At 45.3% G+C, this 15,040-nt stretch carries 23 protein-coding genes; 2 read left to right on the forward strand and 21 right to left on the reverse strand.

Annotation, left to right across the window (positions count from 1 at the left end; translation table 11 throughout):
* The first annotated feature begins 24 nt into the window (after nucleotides 1–24).
* Nucleotides 25–774 carry a spore germination lipoprotein GerD gene (gene gerD / locus V6668_RS26630; protein WP_338707118.1) on the forward strand — a complete coding sequence of 250 codons (750 nt, stop codon included), beginning with the start codon at nucleotides 25–27 and terminating at the stop codon, nucleotides 772–774.
* An 88-nt stretch (nucleotides 775–862) separates the two neighbouring features.
* Here gerD and V6668_RS26635 read toward each other — a convergent pair whose 3' ends face one another.
* From V6668_RS26635 to V6668_RS26650, 4 genes are all read right to left on the reverse strand, one after another.
* Nucleotides 863–1,963, reverse strand: coding sequence for an Mrp/NBP35 family ATP-binding protein (locus V6668_RS26635; RefSeq protein ID WP_338707119.1), 1,101 nt, complete (start codon nucleotides 1,961–1,963; stop codon nucleotides 863–865).
* 79 nt (nucleotides 1,964–2,042) lie between these two features.
* Complete coding sequence (gene cwlD / locus V6668_RS26640; protein ID WP_036607212.1) at nucleotides 2,043–2,798, reverse strand: N-acetylmuramoyl-L-alanine amidase CwlD; 756 nt, start codon at nucleotides 2,796–2,798, stop codon at nucleotides 2,043–2,045.
* Between the two features lie 68 nt (nucleotides 2,799–2,866).
* Nucleotides 2,867–4,036 (reverse strand): sulfate adenylyltransferase, encoded by a 1,170-nt coding sequence (gene sat, locus V6668_RS26645; RefSeq protein ID WP_338707120.1) that lies wholly within the window; start codon nucleotides 4,034–4,036, stop codon nucleotides 2,867–2,869.
* 23 nt (nucleotides 4,037–4,059) lie between these two features.
* Complete coding sequence (locus tag V6668_RS26650; protein ID WP_338707121.1) at nucleotides 4,060–4,752, reverse strand: phosphoadenylyl-sulfate reductase; 693 nt, start codon at nucleotides 4,750–4,752, stop codon at nucleotides 4,060–4,062.
* A 203-nt stretch (nucleotides 4,753–4,955) separates the two neighbouring features.
* Here V6668_RS26650 and V6668_RS26655 point away from each other — a divergent pair, with 203 nt between their 5' ends.
* Complete coding sequence (locus V6668_RS26655) at nucleotides 4,956–5,147, forward strand: hypothetical protein (protein WP_338707122.1); 192 nt, start codon at nucleotides 4,956–4,958, stop codon at nucleotides 5,145–5,147.
* A gap of 407 nt (nucleotides 5,148–5,554) precedes the next feature.
* On the opposite strand, the gene rpsI is transcribed toward V6668_RS26655, so the two are convergent.
* The 17 genes from rpsI to rplR all read right to left on the reverse strand — a co-directional run bounded on the left by rpsI (nucleotide 5,555) and on the right by rplR (nucleotide 14,997).
* Complete coding sequence (rpsI, locus tag V6668_RS26660; RefSeq protein WP_017692105.1) at nucleotides 5,555–5,947, reverse strand: 30S ribosomal protein S9; 393 nt, start codon at nucleotides 5,945–5,947, stop codon at nucleotides 5,555–5,557.
* Between the two features lie 19 nt (nucleotides 5,948–5,966).
* Nucleotides 5,967–6,404, reverse strand: coding sequence for a 50S ribosomal protein L13 (gene rplM / locus V6668_RS26665; protein WP_024633564.1), 438 nt, complete (start codon nucleotides 6,402–6,404; stop codon nucleotides 5,967–5,969).
* A gap of 205 nt (nucleotides 6,405–6,609) precedes the next feature.
* The gene (gene truA, locus V6668_RS26670; RefSeq protein WP_338707123.1) at nucleotides 6,610–7,383 is read right to left on the reverse strand and encodes a tRNA pseudouridine(38-40) synthase TruA; all 774 of its coding nucleotides are present in this window, start codon (nucleotides 7,381–7,383) and stop codon (nucleotides 6,610–6,612) included.
* A 159-nt stretch (nucleotides 7,384–7,542) separates the two neighbouring features.
* Nucleotides 7,543–7,908 carry a 50S ribosomal protein L17 gene (gene rplQ, locus V6668_RS26675; protein WP_017692102.1) on the reverse strand — a complete coding sequence of 122 codons (366 nt, stop codon included), beginning with the start codon at nucleotides 7,906–7,908 and terminating at the stop codon, nucleotides 7,543–7,545.
* Nucleotides 7,909–7,942: 34 nt separating this feature from the next.
* Entirely contained in the window at nucleotides 7,943–8,887 is a 945-nt protein-coding gene (locus tag V6668_RS26680) for a DNA-directed RNA polymerase subunit alpha (protein WP_017692101.1), read from the reverse strand.
* A gap of 136 nt (nucleotides 8,888–9,023) precedes the next feature.
* Nucleotides 9,024–9,419, reverse strand: coding sequence for a 30S ribosomal protein S11 (gene rpsK / locus V6668_RS26685; RefSeq protein WP_017692100.1), 396 nt, complete (start codon nucleotides 9,417–9,419; stop codon nucleotides 9,024–9,026).
* Between the two features lie 19 nt (nucleotides 9,420–9,438).
* On the reverse strand, nucleotides 9,439–9,807 hold the full coding sequence (rpsM, locus tag V6668_RS26690) for a 30S ribosomal protein S13 (protein ID WP_036607200.1): 369 nt from the start codon (nucleotides 9,805–9,807) through the stop codon (nucleotides 9,439–9,441).
* Between the two features lie 20 nt (nucleotides 9,808–9,827).
* Nucleotides 9,828–9,941, reverse strand: a complete 114-nt coding sequence (gene rpmJ / locus V6668_RS26695; RefSeq protein ID WP_003333770.1) for a 50S ribosomal protein L36 — start codon at nucleotides 9,939–9,941, stop codon at nucleotides 9,828–9,830.
* 152 nt (nucleotides 9,942–10,093) lie between these two features.
* Entirely contained in the window at nucleotides 10,094–10,309 is a 216-nt protein-coding gene (gene infA, locus V6668_RS26700) for a translation initiation factor IF-1 (protein ID WP_017692098.1), read from the reverse strand.
* A gap of 3 nt (nucleotides 10,310–10,312) precedes the next feature.
* The gene (locus V6668_RS26705) at nucleotides 10,313–10,621 is read right to left on the reverse strand and encodes a KOW domain-containing RNA-binding protein (protein WP_036607194.1); all 309 of its coding nucleotides are present in this window, start codon (nucleotides 10,619–10,621) and stop codon (nucleotides 10,313–10,315) included.
* Nucleotides 10,622–10,631: 10 nt separating this feature from the next.
* Nucleotides 10,632–11,384 carry a type I methionyl aminopeptidase gene (map, locus tag V6668_RS26710; RefSeq protein ID WP_036607191.1) on the reverse strand — a complete coding sequence of 251 codons (753 nt, stop codon included), beginning with the start codon at nucleotides 11,382–11,384 and terminating at the stop codon, nucleotides 10,632–10,634.
* 3 nt (nucleotides 11,385–11,387) lie between these two features.
* Nucleotides 11,388–12,032 (reverse strand): adenylate kinase, encoded by a 645-nt coding sequence (locus V6668_RS26715; protein ID WP_036607188.1) that lies wholly within the window; start codon nucleotides 12,030–12,032, stop codon nucleotides 11,388–11,390.
* 90 nt (nucleotides 12,033–12,122) lie between these two features.
* Complete coding sequence (gene secY, locus V6668_RS26720; RefSeq protein ID WP_017692094.1) at nucleotides 12,123–13,421, reverse strand: preprotein translocase subunit SecY; 1,299 nt, start codon at nucleotides 13,419–13,421, stop codon at nucleotides 12,123–12,125.
* A complete protein-coding gene (rplO, locus tag V6668_RS26725; protein ID WP_091020538.1) occupies nucleotides 13,421–13,861 on the reverse strand; it encodes a 50S ribosomal protein L15 in 441 nt (146 codons plus the stop codon). Before rplO ends, secY begins: the two co-directional genes overlap by 1 nt.
* A 43-nt stretch (nucleotides 13,862–13,904) precedes the next feature.
* On the reverse strand, nucleotides 13,905–14,090 hold the full coding sequence (gene rpmD, locus V6668_RS26730; protein WP_017692092.1) for a 50S ribosomal protein L30: 186 nt from the start codon (nucleotides 14,088–14,090) through the stop codon (nucleotides 13,905–13,907).
* Between the two features lie 13 nt (nucleotides 14,091–14,103).
* Complete coding sequence (rpsE, locus tag V6668_RS26735; RefSeq protein ID WP_017692091.1) at nucleotides 14,104–14,601, reverse strand: 30S ribosomal protein S5; 498 nt, start codon at nucleotides 14,599–14,601, stop codon at nucleotides 14,104–14,106.
* Between the two features lie 27 nt (nucleotides 14,602–14,628).
* Nucleotides 14,629–14,997, reverse strand: coding sequence for a 50S ribosomal protein L18 (gene rplR, locus V6668_RS26740; protein ID WP_017692090.1), 369 nt, complete (start codon nucleotides 14,995–14,997; stop codon nucleotides 14,629–14,631).
* Nucleotides 14,998–15,040: the final 43 nt, after the last annotated feature.

Below are 15,040 nucleotides of genomic sequence, written 5' to 3' on the forward strand. Positions count from 1 at the left end.
TCTAATCAAGGAGGGATTGTACACATGAAACGGCCTTTGTGGCAGCTATGCTGTGTCGTACTGGGGCTATCCGTCATGCTTGCCGGCTGCGGTTCAGATCAGAGTTCTTCGCCTCCTCAGGGCAGTTATAAAGAGATGAAAACAATGGTTGTAGATATTTTGAAAAGTGACGAAGGCAAGAAAGCGGTGGAGGAAGCTCTTACAGGTCAAAGCTCATCCAGCGGAAGCAGCGGTTCTGAAGAAGGCGGCGGTTCGGGTGGTGCTTCAGGATCCATTGGTATGAAAATGTTAATGCCTGTGCAATCTTCGGAACAAATACGTATTGCAGTAAAAGATACCATCACAGCTCCCGAATATAAGAAGGAATTCGAAAAGATCATGACCGATCCGCAGTTTGCGGGTGAATTTGCCAAAGTGATCAACGCACAAAGTAAACAACTTCATATGCAATTGATTAAAGATCCCACATATCAAAAGTCTGTTGAAGAAATCATGAAGTCACCTGAGGTATCCAAGATGTTCATGGATATGACGAAGACTTCCGATTATCGTAAACAGACGATGACTGTCATGCAGGAAGTGATGCAAAACCCGTTGTTCCGTATGGAAGTACTCACTTTGCTTAAAAAGGTTGTGCAGGAGGAATTACAACCCAAAGTAGAAAGTGGCGGACAACAGGGGCAAGAGCAAGGCGGACAGCAAGAGGGTCAGGGCGAAGGTGGTGGTGATGGCGGAGATGGTGGAAGCAGTGGAGATTCGGGCGGCGGATCATAAACAGTAGGTGTTACTACGCACCACAGATACTGAAAAGCCTGCATCCAAATGGACGCAGGCTTTATTTGTATTTATAACACTCATACCATTAGAATTTGGAGTCAATGGACCGGGCAACTTCATCGTAGATAGCCCCTATACGGGAATCTGCTTTGTAAACCGAAGGTGAGAAATCAGGCTCGGAAGGATGATTATCCGGCGTGCCTAATGGAATCTGGGCAAGTAGGCTTGTATGCAGACTTTCCGCAAGTCTTCCCCCGCCTCCACGACCAAAGACATAATCCTTCTCTCCGCAACTGCCACACTCATAATAAGCCATATTCTCAACCACACCAAGTAACTCATGATCGGTCTGAATGGCCATCGCACCCGCACGTGCTGCGACAAAAGCTGCCGTTGCATGCGGCGTGGTAACGATGATTTCCTTACTCTGTGGCAACATCTGATGCACATCCAAAGCAACATCTCCCGTACCTGGTGGCAAATCCAGTAATACATAATCCAATTCGCCCCACTGGACATCCGTAAAGAATTGACGAAGCATCCGACCTAGCATGGGTCCACGCCAGATTACCGGGTTGTTCTCCCGAATAAAGAAGCCCATCGACATGACTTTGACGCCAAAACGTTCAATCGGTTGAATAACGCCATCTTCAACGACCGGATATTCTTCAATCCCCATCATGTCGGGTACACTGAAGCCATAGATATCCGCATCAATTAAGCCCACTTTCTTGCCTTGACGTGCCAAGGCTGCAGCCAGATTAACGGTTACCGTTGATTTACCAACGCCACCTTTACCACTGGCTACAGCAATAAAACGAACACCTGATTCAGGACTTAACAGCTCATGTCCATCCAGACCCGCTGCGTGACCTTTTACGAGCACTTCGTCCCGATCTGGCTCATTATCGGGTTGTCCCATATTCAGGCTCTCACGATCATGCTCAGAAGCTGCACGCACACGAATATGGGCATCCTTCATTCCGTGCTGGGACAACAGATTACGCGTTGCATCAGTCAAGGCTGTTGTATCCTCAGGTCGATTTTCCAGTGTCACTATGGTCAGAGCCACATGATTTTCTTTCACCATAATATCTCGAACCCATTCCAGTTCGGTCAGACTTACTCCCAATTGTGGTTCTTGTAATGGCTGTAATAGTTCAAGTATCTGTTCTTTTGATAACATCAGACAGCACCTCAGCTTTATCTATTGGCATGTAATTAGGTATGCTGATCCAATTATATCATTACCTTTCTTGTTCTGACTAACTTTTAGGCCGTTCTCCTGAGGAATATCTGAGAATTCCATTATAGATCGAAGCAGCTACCTTACGTTGATAAGCTTCGTCAGCAAGCATACGTGCCTCTTCCGGATGAGAAAGGAAACCCACTTCTACCAGCGCTGAAGGGATCTTCAGAGCCTGTAACAGATAAACCGTATTCACCGTTTTGGCGATCCGATCTGTATTCTCCAGGTTACGAACCATCTCTTGTTGAAGCAGATTAGCCAAACCTTCGTTATCCGGATGGTTCGTTGTATAAAAAACCTGCGCTCCACTCCATCGGTTGGATGGGACACTGTTCATGTGAATGCTAATAAAGAGATCTGCTTGCTTATCCTCTATCCGCCGTACTCTTTGTTTCAGATCTTCCGTCTTTCGTTTGGAGTACCCCTTGGTGTCCGATTCCGCCAAATCAGTGTCTATTTCTCGTGTCATAACCACTAAGGCCCCTGCCTGTTGCAAATAATCTCTCACATACAGGGCGATAGACAGGTTGATATCTTTTTCAATAACCCCCTGTTTACTTACCGCTCCTCCATCTGGACCTCCGTGTCCTGCATCAATGGCAATGACTTTACCCGCCATCGGCAAACTCCAATAACCTGACGTCTTAGCGGAAGGCAGTTCATAGGACATTACCGCCACTAACATGGCCAGTAGACAGAGACTCAGCATGACCCTTTTGATTGTTTTTAGCCTAATCCAGACTACAAAGTGTTTCCCCATATTTTTACGCATAAAAAAACCACCTCGTCCCTATAAATGACTCTAATCATCTATATGGGACAAGATGGACAAATATACCGCTAGGACCGGACTTGCTCCGCCATTCCTTCAATCAGCACCTCAGCTACCTCAGGACGTGTAAATTCAGGTGGAGGGCACTGGCCGTCACGGAGCAACCCGCGTACTTTGGTGCCGGAAAGCGCCATATGATGTTCTTTATCATGTGGGCAAGTTTTGCTGGATGCCATGTTTCCACATTTGGTACAGAAGAAACTATGTTCGAAGAACAACGGAGTAATCCCCAGTTCCTCTGCTGTAAAGTTAGTAAAGATCTCCTGTGCTTCATATGTTCCATAATAATCACCAACACCCGCATGGTCACGACCAACAATAAAGTGGGTACACCCGTAATTTTTGCGAACCATCGCATGGAAAATAGCTTCACGTGGACCGGCATACCGCATGGCTGCGGGGAACACACCAAGAAACGCACGATCAGCCGGGTAATAGTTCTCCAGTAATACCAGATAACTCTTCATCCGAACATCTGCAGGTACATCGTCCGACTTCGTCTCTCCAACAAGCGGATTCAGGAAGAGTGCATCTACAATCTCCATAGCGCTCTTCTGAATGTATTCATGAGCCCGATGGACCGGATTACGTGTCTGAAAACCAACTACGGTCTTCCAACCTTTCTCCTGAAAAATCTTCCGGGTATCTGTAGGATCATAATAGAATTCCTCAAATTTCGAAGGTTTTGGACGGTTCAACACTTGGATTGGACCTCCTACGTATGTTGCAGGACGCTCCAAAAGTTTTTTAACGCCCGGGTGCTCGGGATCATCTGTTTTGAATACACGCCGGGCTTCTTCACCCTGATCCACCTGGTATATACTTTGGACTTCGAGCAATCCATAAGTGACTCCATCTTGGTCACCAACAAGTTTCACACGTTCACCAATCTGGAGGGATGCGGCTTGTTTATCGTCAACAGCAAGTGTAATCGGTATACTCCAGACTGTTCCATCGGCGAGACGCATGCGAGACACCACCGAAAGGTAATCTTCCTCATTCAAGAAACCTTGAAGTGGTGAGAACGCACCTACACCAATTAGATCCAAATCTGATATTGTCCAGGTATTAATACGCAAAGAAGATAAATTTTTACTGTCTTGTAACAATTGCTCCCGTTCTTCTCCTTGTACGATACGTTGAACCAGCGTACCTCCATGAGGCAGAATCGATGTCATCTTGTCAGCTCCTTGTATATCTATTATTTATGAAGGCCACATTCCGTTTTATCATTACCAGACCAGCGTCCGGCACGTGGGTCCTCTCCAGGCATCACTTGACGTGTGCAATGCTCACAACCAATACTTGGGTAGTTCTGATCATGAAGAGGGTTATATACAACGTTATTGTCACGAATATATTGCCATACATCCTCAGTCGTCCAGTGTGCAATCGGATTAAACTTCATCAGGCCAAATTTGGAATCATATTCAACCTTCTTTGAGTTTGCACGAGTTGGTGCTTGATCTCTACGTATACCTGTGATCCATGCATCATACTGAGAAAGAATACGTATTAACGGTTCGACTTTGCGAATGTTACAGCACCCATTGGGATCAGACTTCCACAACTCTTCACCGTGCTCAGCTGCCTGCTCTTCCGGAGTAATCTTAGGAGACACACGTACAAATTCAAGATTGTAGTTCTCCTGCATCTTATCACGTGTTTCGTATGTTTCTTTAAAGTGAAAATCTGTATCCAGATAAAAAATATCTGTGGATGGGCTGATTTTCTGCACCATATCTACAAGTACAACATCTTCTGCACCAAAGCTACATGCAAAAGTGATATTTGGGAATGTTTCAATAGCATACCGAATAATATCCTCTGGACTAGCATGTTCCAGTTCCTCTGCCTTCGTCCGTGCCAAATCTTCTTTCTCCAACAAGTTCATCTGTGAATTTCCCCCATTCTGCAATTCAACACATCTTAAAGCCGACTAATCTAATATGAATTATGTTTAGTATAAATCTTTCATTGGGGATGTCAATGCCTGCCATATGGTAAAATAAATCAGTTTTTGCCCATTACTTATCGTCGCTCTCAAACATTATTTTGGTTCAATTTATCCATTTCTCTGTTAATGAGATAAAAACAATGATATTGGCCCAGGTCATTAGACAGGTAAAAATACATCGCTTAGCCTGGGAAACCTTTGCTGTTACTGGGTTTGGACAGTTCTTGTCATCGAGAACTGCATCAAAAAAACACTGGGTGATTGAAAATGAAGGAAGAAAAGCTAAAGTTTTAAGGGGAGCAACGTTGCGAATTTTAGCTGTTGATATGTAAGGGACTTTTATCGTTTCCATAAGAAATACTGATAAGGTTTGCAATAAAGAATTAAGTGCAAAAACAGTAAGCCGAGTGCATTCAAGAAATCACGCATGAGTTCTAATCGATGATTATAAAAGAGCTGTTATAAAATGTGTGGTGAGCGATGGGTGAGAGCGTAAGAGCAAATTCAATGATATAAACGATTAGAGAGGTTCAGTAAGATGTAGATGTATCAACGTACATATTATAGGACTGTATTGAGGGACATTAAGAGCACATTGAAAAGGCAATGAAGGAAAAATGCAGAAGCTTGGGGAGAGACATCAGAGATATAAGAGCTATCGCACAAACTAATATAATATATGGCGTAATATTCATGAATATAAAAAAAAGCCTTTGACCGAGGCCAAAGGCTTTTAATATTAACGTTTGGAGAACTGAGGTGCGCGACGAGCCGCTTTAAGACCGTATTTTTTACGCTCTTTCATACGTGGGTCACGAGTCAGGAATCCTGCTTTTTTCAGGGATGCACGGTATTCCGGATCTGCTTTGAGCAGAGCGCGGGAGATACCATGACGGATTGCGCCGGCTTGACCGGAGATTCCGCCACCATGAGCAATAACAAGAACGTCATAGTTGTTGAGCGTTTCTGTCAAGTTCAGTGGTTGTTTTACGATCAGTTTGAGTGTTTCCAAACCGAAGTATTCATTAATATCACGTTTATTGATGACAATGCGTCCTTCACCCGGTACAAGGCGAACACGTGCTACCGAATGTTTACGACGACCTGTCCCATAGTATTGTACTTGTGCCATGAAACTGTCCTCCTTTTAATTAACCGCGAAGTTCGTAAACTTCTGGTTTTTGTGCTGCATGTGGATGCTCAGTGCCTCTGTACGCTTTAAGTCTCAACTTCATTTTCTCGCCCATGCGAGTTTTAGGAAGCATACCGCGAACAGCCAATTCCAACATACGCTCAGGTTTGTTTTTAACCATCTCTTCAGCTGTAGTTACTTTCAAACCACCTGGGTGCATTGAGTGACGGTAGTATTTTTTACCTTGCATTTTCTTACCAGTCAATACGATTTTCTCAGCATTGATGATAACAACGAAATCGCCAGTGTCCACATGTGGAGTGAATTGTGGCTTGTGTTTGCCGCGAATCAAAGCTGCTGCTTCGCTCGCCAAACGTCCGAGGGTTTTGCCTTCAGCATCAATGATGTGCCATTGGCGCTCAACTTCGTTAGGCTTCGCCATGTACGTAGTACGCATGAAAAGTTCCTCCTTAAAATGTTCAAAATCATCATTTTCATTTATCTTCGTTCGTTAAGTTATAACTTTAGGTGTTGATGGATTGTAAATTTGATGTGAACCTCTTAATTGGGGCTGTGGGAAAGCCATTAAGAAAACACAACTTTTATATTACATGATAGGAGATTAAATCGCAAGTGTTAATTAAGCTTTTCACTCACCAAATTTAATCTTTTTTGTATTCAAGATCCCAGAGCATTAAACCGCAGCTAACTGCAGTAGGTCCTGCAGCAGATCGATTACATGCAACAATCATATTTGGTACATCAGAGGCTTTCCGTTTGCCCTCTCCGATCTCCAGCAGTGTACCTACAATGATACGAACCATATGCTGCAAAAAGCCGTTACCACTCACATAAATGTGAATGACACCCTGATCGCGCGGATGGTCTCTGCACATTGATCGGTCCACTTCCATCCATGCTTCGTACACCGAACGGACATGATTCTCTTTCTGAGACTTGCGTGAAGCAAAAGAGGTAAAATCATACGTCCCTATGAAATGTCGTAAGCCCTCCTGCATTGCCATAATATCAAGCTTCGCATGATGATGATATTGCAGTCTTCTGTTGAATACATCCGGAAATTGATTCGCATTGACTGTATAACGATACGTTTTCTTTTTCGCTGCATAGCGAGAATGAAAATCAGCCGAAACTTCAATCGCATCAATAACGACAATATCGGAGGGTAATCTGGAGTTGAGTGCAATACACCAACGTTCAATCGGGATCTGGGACTCCGTAGGAAAATTGAAGATTTGTCTGCGGGCGTGAACACCTGCATCTGTTCGGCCTGAACCTGTAATTTTAACCTTCTCACCGGTTAAAGCACGAATCGCATCTTCAAGATGATCCTGAATGGTATTCCCACCCGGCTGTACTTGGAAGCCGAAATAGGCAGTGCCATCATAAGTTAACGTCATACATAAGTTCCGCATTATTACCACACCTTTGTTCCATACTATACATATCCCTATCCCGAACAGCAAAAGAAGCCCCTTACGGAGCTTCTATTACAGCACGAATTCCGAAATGAAGAGAAAAAAAGGGTTAATCCAGAATCGTTGATTCTGTCCCCTTTCCTCATCTCATCTGTTTTACGCGCGGTCTACCAGTTCCAAGTAAACCATTGGCGCTGCGTCACCACGACGAGGTCCCAGTTTCAAGATACGAGTGTATCCACCTGGACGCTCAGCGTAACGACCGGACAATTCGCTAAACAGTTTTTGGATTGCATCTTGCTCACCATCGATAGTTTCGCGGCGAACATAAGCTGCCACTTGGCGACGGGCATGAAGATCTCCCTTTTTCGCTTTAGTGATCAGTTTTTCAGCAATAGAGCGAACCTCTTTTGCTTTCGCTTCAGTTGTCTGAATGCGTTCGTATAAGAACAGGTCGGTTACCAGGTCACGGAACAAAGCTTTACGTGCGCTGGAATTACGGCCCAACTTTTGGTATGCCATTGTTTTCCCTCCTTCACTTCAAGCACTCGGCTGTCTATTCTTCTGTACGGAGTCCCAAACCAAGTTCCTCAAGCTTCTCTTGAACTTCTTCCAAAGACTTGCGTCCGAGGTTACGGACTTTCATCATGTCTTCTTCCGTTTTCGTAGTCAGCTCTTGCACGGTATTAATACCGGCACGTTTGAGGCAGTTGTAGGAACGAACAGAGAGATCCAGCTCTTCGATCGTCATTTCGAGTACTTTTTCTTTTTTGTCTTCTTCTTTTTCGACCATGATTTCTGCATCTTTCGCTTCGTCTGTAAGACCCACGAAGAGCATCAAATGCTCAGTCAAAATTTTAGCGCCGAGGCTTACAGCCTCTTCAGGACGAATACTTCCATCAGTCCAAACTTCCAACGTGAGCTTGTCATAGTTGGTCACTTGACCGACACGCGTATTTTCCACAGCGTAGTTAACGCGACTGATCGGGGTGAAGATGGAATCGACTGGGATGACGCCGATCGGCTGGTCATCGCGTTTATTCCGATCTGCCTGGACGTAGCCGCGACCGCGATTGGCAAAAATACGCATGTGAAGTCTCGAACCTGGTCCGAGCGTAGCAATGTGCAAATCCGGATTAAGGATTTCCACATCGGAGTCAGCACGGATATCTCCAGCCGTAATTGCTCCTTCGCCTTCAGCATCAATCTCGAGCACTTTCTCCTCGTCTGAATGAATCTTAAGCGACAAAGCTTTCAGGTTAAGAATAACCTCCGTTACATCTTCCATTACGCCAGGAACTGTAGCAAATTCATGCAGAACGCCATCGATTTGAACCGAAGACACTGCCGCACCCGGCAGTGACGAGAGCAAGATTCGGCGAAGCGAGTTTCCAAGCGTCGTACCGTATCCGCGCTCAAGCGGTTCTACTACGAATTTCCCATAGGTGCCATCATCGTTGACGTCTACCGTCTCAATTTTCGGCTTTTCGATTTCAATCACTGCAATACCCCTCCTTCAAAACGTCGGTCCTCTATGAAACATTTACCTTCTCTTGCGAAAACATGTAGTAGTATGCCTAAACAACCATTATTAGCAGATTGTGCCGGAAATATACCACACGCAGGGGCAAATCTCATTAGACACGACGACGTTTTGGAGGACGGCATCCGTTATGCGGGACTGGAGTTACGTCTTTGATCAGGTTAACTTCAAGACCAGCAGCTTGCAAAGAGCGGATCGCTGCTTCACGGCCTGCGCCTGGTCCTTTAACCATAACCTCAACGGCTTTCATCCCATGTTCCATTGCAGCTTTGGCAGCAGTCTCAGCAGCCATTTGTGCAGCAAACGGAGTCGATTTACGGGAACCTCTGAATCCCAGGCCGCCGGAGCTTGCCCACGAAATTGCGTTTCCGTGAGGATCCGTAATAGTAACGATAGTGTTATTGAAAGTGGAACGGATATGCGCCACGCCAGATTCAATATTCTTACGGTCACGACGTTTAGTACGTACGACTTTTTTCGGTTTAGCCATTTTCTCTTATCCCCCCTTATTATTTCTTCTTGTTCGCTACTGTACGACGAGGACCTTTACGAGTACGAGCATTCGTTTTCGTACGTTGTCCACGAACAGGCAGACCACGACGATGACGAACTCCACGGTAACAACCGATCTCCGTCAAACGTTTAATATTCAAAGAGATTTCTCGACGCAGGTCACCTTCTACTTTGACCTCTTTATCGATACTTTCACGCAATTTGCTGACTTCATCTTCCGTCAAATCACGAACACGAGTGTCCGGATTGATGCCTGTTGTGCTCAGAATTTTCTGGGAAGTCGTTTTACCGATTCCGAAAATATAAGTCAAGGCGATCTCAACGCGCTTATCACGTGGCAAATCCACACCAGATATACGTGCCATTTTACGCTACACCCCCTTCTTTAACCTTGTTTTTGTTTGTGTTTCGGATTTTCACAGATAACCATAACATTCCCTTTGCGGCGAATGACTTTGCACTTTTCGCAAATCGGCTTGACCGAAGGTCTTACCTTCATGTGAATTACCTCCTCAAAGTTTTGCTAAGCAAAACCCTCTTCGTAAGCATTGACCTTGTTCTACTATTGTAAAACCGGCTTCGAAGCTTTCGCAAGTTTTGCCGGGCAAAACCCGCTACATAAGCTTCACAGTTCATTGCAACTGTCTACTACTATTTACGGTAAGTTATGCGACCTTTTGTTAAATCATAAGGCGACAACTGAACAACTACTTTGTCTCCAGTCAGGATACGGATAAAGTGCATCCGCAGTTTTCCGGAAACGTGAGCGAGAATTTGATGACCGTTCTCAAGCTCAACCTTGAATGTTGCATTCGGTAGCGGTTCGAGAACCGTACCTTCCACTTCAATGACATCTTCCTTAGCCATTAGTCAGTCTCCTTTCTCTTCAGCTTGAATGTTGGTGGATTCCAGAAATGAATGAACCGCGTAACGGAGCTTTCCATTTGTCACCCGACCACTCTCGTTTAAACTGTTCACAACCTCGCTGCTAATCATGGGCTGGAGCTCAAGATGAAGAAGATTCTTCTTCTTTGGTTGATCAAACTTACGTTTGTCTCCATCCGCAATATATACGAACTTACCGTCCGCTATAGCAACAATTACTGCGGCTTGGTCCGCATTGCGGCCTTTACGGATCTTCACAAGTTGACCGAGCTGCGGATTAGACTGACTGTTCATGCCTCATCACCTACGCATTCAGTTTCGTGAAAATTTCCATACCATCTGGTGTAACTGCTACGGTGTGTTCAAAGTGTGCACATAACTTACCATCAACCGTGACGACAGTCCAGTTATCTTCCAACGTTTTCACATACCGTCTACCTACGTTAACCATCGGCTCTATGGCCAGCACCATGCCCGCTTTAAGCCGTGGTCCCCGATCGGGAAGACCATAGTTCGGAATCTGTGGTTCTTCGTGCAGATCTGCGCCTATGCCGTGACCGACATATTCACGAACTACGGAGAACCCTTCATCTTCAATATATTTCTGAATCGCATGAGATATTGTAAACAAGCGAACGTCCGGTTTTACCAGCGCCAGACCTGCGTATAACGAAGCCTCGGTAACGTCCAGAAGACGACGGGCTTCTTCGGAAATACGGCCGACCGGATAAGTCCAGGCGGAATCTCCATGATACCCCTGGTACTGCGCGCCAATGTCAAACGTAACGATATCGCCCTCGTTCAACTTGCGTTTGCCGGGAAATCCATGTACCAACTCTTCATTGACTGAAGCGCACACACTGGCAGGGAAACCGTTATAACCTTTGAAAGACGGCACAGCTCCTTGACTGCGGATATATTGATCAGCCATATGGTCAAGTTCTCCAGTCGTAATACCGGGAGCGATATGCTCTGCCAAGAGACGATGCGTTTCCGCAACAATTCTCCCTGCTTCCCTCATCAAGCCCAGTTCCGTTTCGGACTTACCAATGATCATCAATTAACCTCTCAGTAAGGACACGATTTCTTGAGAAACTTGATCGATATCCTGTTCTCCGTTCATTTGACGAAGAAGACCTTTAGTCTCATAGAACGTGAGGAGTGGTGCTGTTTTGTTGATATACTCGTCCAGTCGTGTACCTACACTCTCTTCATTATCATCAGAGCGTTGATACAACTCACCAGCGCATTTATCACAAATACCTTCCTGCTTAGGCGGATTGAATACCACATGATAAGTGGAACCACAGTTTTTACAAATTCGACGACCCGTCAAACGAGCGAGCAATTTGTTGCGATCCACTTTCAGGTTGATTACATGATCGAGACCTGAGTTCAATCGATCCAGAATGCCATCGAGCGCTTCTGCTTGCGAAAGGGTTCTTGGAAATCCGTCCAAGAGGAAACCTTCTCTGCAGTCAGGCTGCTGCAAACGTTCTTCAACGATGCCAATGGTTACATCATCTGGTACAAGCAATCCTTGATCCATATATTCCTTGGCTTTCATGCCAATGGGAGTTCCCTGTTTGATCGCGAGACGAAATGCATCGCCTGTTGAAATATGGGGAATACCGAACTCTTTCACGATGACGTCTGCTTGCGTTCCTTTTCCTGCCCCCGGAGGGCCCATGAATAGGATGTTCACGTTATGTCACTCCCTCCAAGACTACCCTACATCAACAAACAGCACAATAGGTGCCGGCAAGTAAATCTTCACTCGACCGGTACCTATTGCCTATTTATTGATAAAACCTTTGTAGTGGCGTTTGATCAATTGGCTTTCGATTTGCTTCATCGTATCCAGCGCAACACCGATAACGATCAGGAGGGATGTTCCTCCAATTTGCGCAGATTGAGGCAAACCAGACAGTGCCCCCAAGATTACAGGCAGAACGGAAATGACTGCCAAGAACATGGCACCGGCCATTGTCAAACGAGTCATGACACGGGTCAAATATTTCTCGGTTGCTTTACCCGGGCGAATGCCTGGGATGTAACCGCCGTTCTTTTTCATATTATCAGCCATCTGCTGTGGATTCATCTGTACGAAAGTATAGAAGAATGTGAAACCGAAGATCATCACGACATACAACAACATACCCAGAGGTTTGTGTGTAGTCAGGTTCTGTCCGATCCACTGTGCCCAAAGGCGATCTGCCCAGAAGTTGGCGATGATCGTCGGGAACATCAACAAAGATGATGCGAAGATGACAGGGATAACACCTGCTGCATTAATTTTCAGCGGGATATGTGTATTCTGTCCACCGTACATTTTGTTACCTACGACACGTTTAGCGTACTGTACCGGAATTTTCCGAATCGCCTGCTGAATGTAAATGACCCCTATGATGATCAACACAATAACAATTGCGATGATAACACCTTTAAGAATATTCATAAACAGTTGGTCAGGTTGAATGAAGTCGGATTCGATCGTTTGTTTGATAATGTTAGGCACCGTAGATAGGATACCCGCAAAGATCAAGATCGAAATCCCGTTTCCTATGCCCTTCTCGGTGATCTGCTCACCAAGCCACATCAGGAATGAAGTACCGGCCGTAAGTACAATCGCGATCAAGATATAATCTGCAAATGTAGCGTTAGGAATCATGTCTGTATTGTACAAGCGGTTGAATCCGATCGACGTACCAAACGCTTGAATCAATGCCAGGCCAATCGTTAAATAACGGGTCAATTGTGCAGATTTCTTCTTACCTTGTTCACCTTGCTTTGCCCACTCCGCTAATTTAGGAATAACGTCCATGGAAAGCAACTGTACTATGATAGACGCAGTGATGTAAGGCACGATCCCGAGCGCAAATATCGAGAACTGGAAGAGCGCTCCACCCGAGAACGTATTGAGAAGTCCAAAAACTTCTTTACCCGCAGAATTTGTCGCTTCGAACACGTCTTTGTTAACTCCCGGTACGGGAACAAAGGAGCCGATGCGGTAAATGATCAGTACAAAAAGGGTAAATAATACCCTTTTGCGCAGATCTTCAACCCGCCAGATATTCTTTAGGGTCTTGAACATTAAATCACCTCGGTTGTACCGCCGGCAGCTTCAATTTTCTCAATAGCAGATTGAGAAAACTTGTTAGCTTTAACAGTCAGCTTCACAGTGACATCACCGTTACCCAGGATTTTGATTCCGGATTTAGCGTTTTTAACTACGCCGTTCGTCATCAAGAATTCTGGAGTTACTTCAGTACCCGCAGCAAAACTGTTCAGGTCTTCAGTATTCACAACTGCATATTCTTTGCGAGTTGGGTTTACAAAACCACGTTTTGGCAAGCGACGATACAATGGATTTTGTCCACCTTCGAAGCCTGGACGTACTCCACCGCCAGAACGAGAATTTTGTCCTTTGTGACCGCGACCTGATGTTTTACCTGTACCACTACTTGGACCGCGACCAACACGTTTGCGTTCTTTGCGGGATCCAGGAGATGGTGAAAGCTCATGTAACTTCATCGTTCGTTGCACCTCCTTAAAGATTTGTGGGATTAACCCGATATTAAGCTTCTACTTCTTTAACAGCAACCAAGTGGCTTACTTTATTAATCATACCACGGATGGCAGGATTATCGTTTTGTACCACTTTGCTATTGATTTTGCGCAAACCCAATGTTTTCACAGTTGTTCTTTGCGTCTCCGGACGTCCGATCAAGCTGCGGACGAGGGTAATTTCTAATTTAGCCATGAGAATTCCCTCCTTAACCCAGAAGCTCTTCGACGGATTTTCCGCGCAGTTTAGCCACGTCTTCAGCACGCTTCAAACGGGACAAACCTTCCAAAGTCGCATTGACCATGTTCATGGAATTCGAAGAACCCAGAGATTTTGTCAAAATGTCACCTACACCAGCAAGTTCGAGAACCGCACGTACAGGACCACCAGCGATAACACCAGTACCTTCAGATGCTGGTTTCAACAGCACGCGTCCTGCGCCGAACTTACCTGTTACCAAGTGAGGAATCGATGTTCCTACGAGTGGAACGTGTACAAGGTTTTTCTTAGCGTCTTCAATACCTTTGCGAATTGCATCAGGTACTTCGCCCGCTTTACCGATACCAGCTCCAACCCAGCCGTTGCCGTCGCCGACTACAACCAGTGCGCTAAAGCTGAAACGGCGTCCGCCTTTTACTACTTTAGCTACGCGATTAATATTTACAACTCTTTCAGTCAGTTCCAAAGTATTCGGATCTACACGCAAGTCGTTAACCTCCTTTTGAAAAATATCTTAAAACTCAAGTCCTGCTTCACGAGCCGCTTCAGCCAATGCTGCGATACGACCATGGTACAGATAACCGCTACGGTCAAATACGATGTTGGAAACACCTTTGTCTTTCGCACGTTTAGCAACGAGTTCGCCAACTTTACGAGCTGATTCAACAGATGCACCATTTTTGATGTCAGTGCTCAATTCTTTGTCTACGGTAGACGCGGAAGCGATTGTTACACCAGCAACATCATCGATGATTTGAGCATACATATGTTTACCAGAACGGAATACGTTCAAACGAGGACGTGCTGCCGTTCCTTGGATTTTCTTACGAACACGAAGGTGTCTTTTCAGACGAGCCTTATTTTTATCTGGTTTCGTAATCATCTCAAAGATTCACTCCTTTCAGGTTACCTCGCTGGCTTCAAAG

Origin of the sequence: Paenibacillus amylolyticus (assembly GCF_036894225.1) — a bacterium.
Classification (GTDB): domain Bacteria; phylum Bacillota; class Bacilli; order Paenibacillales; family Paenibacillaceae; genus Paenibacillus; species Paenibacillus amylolyticus.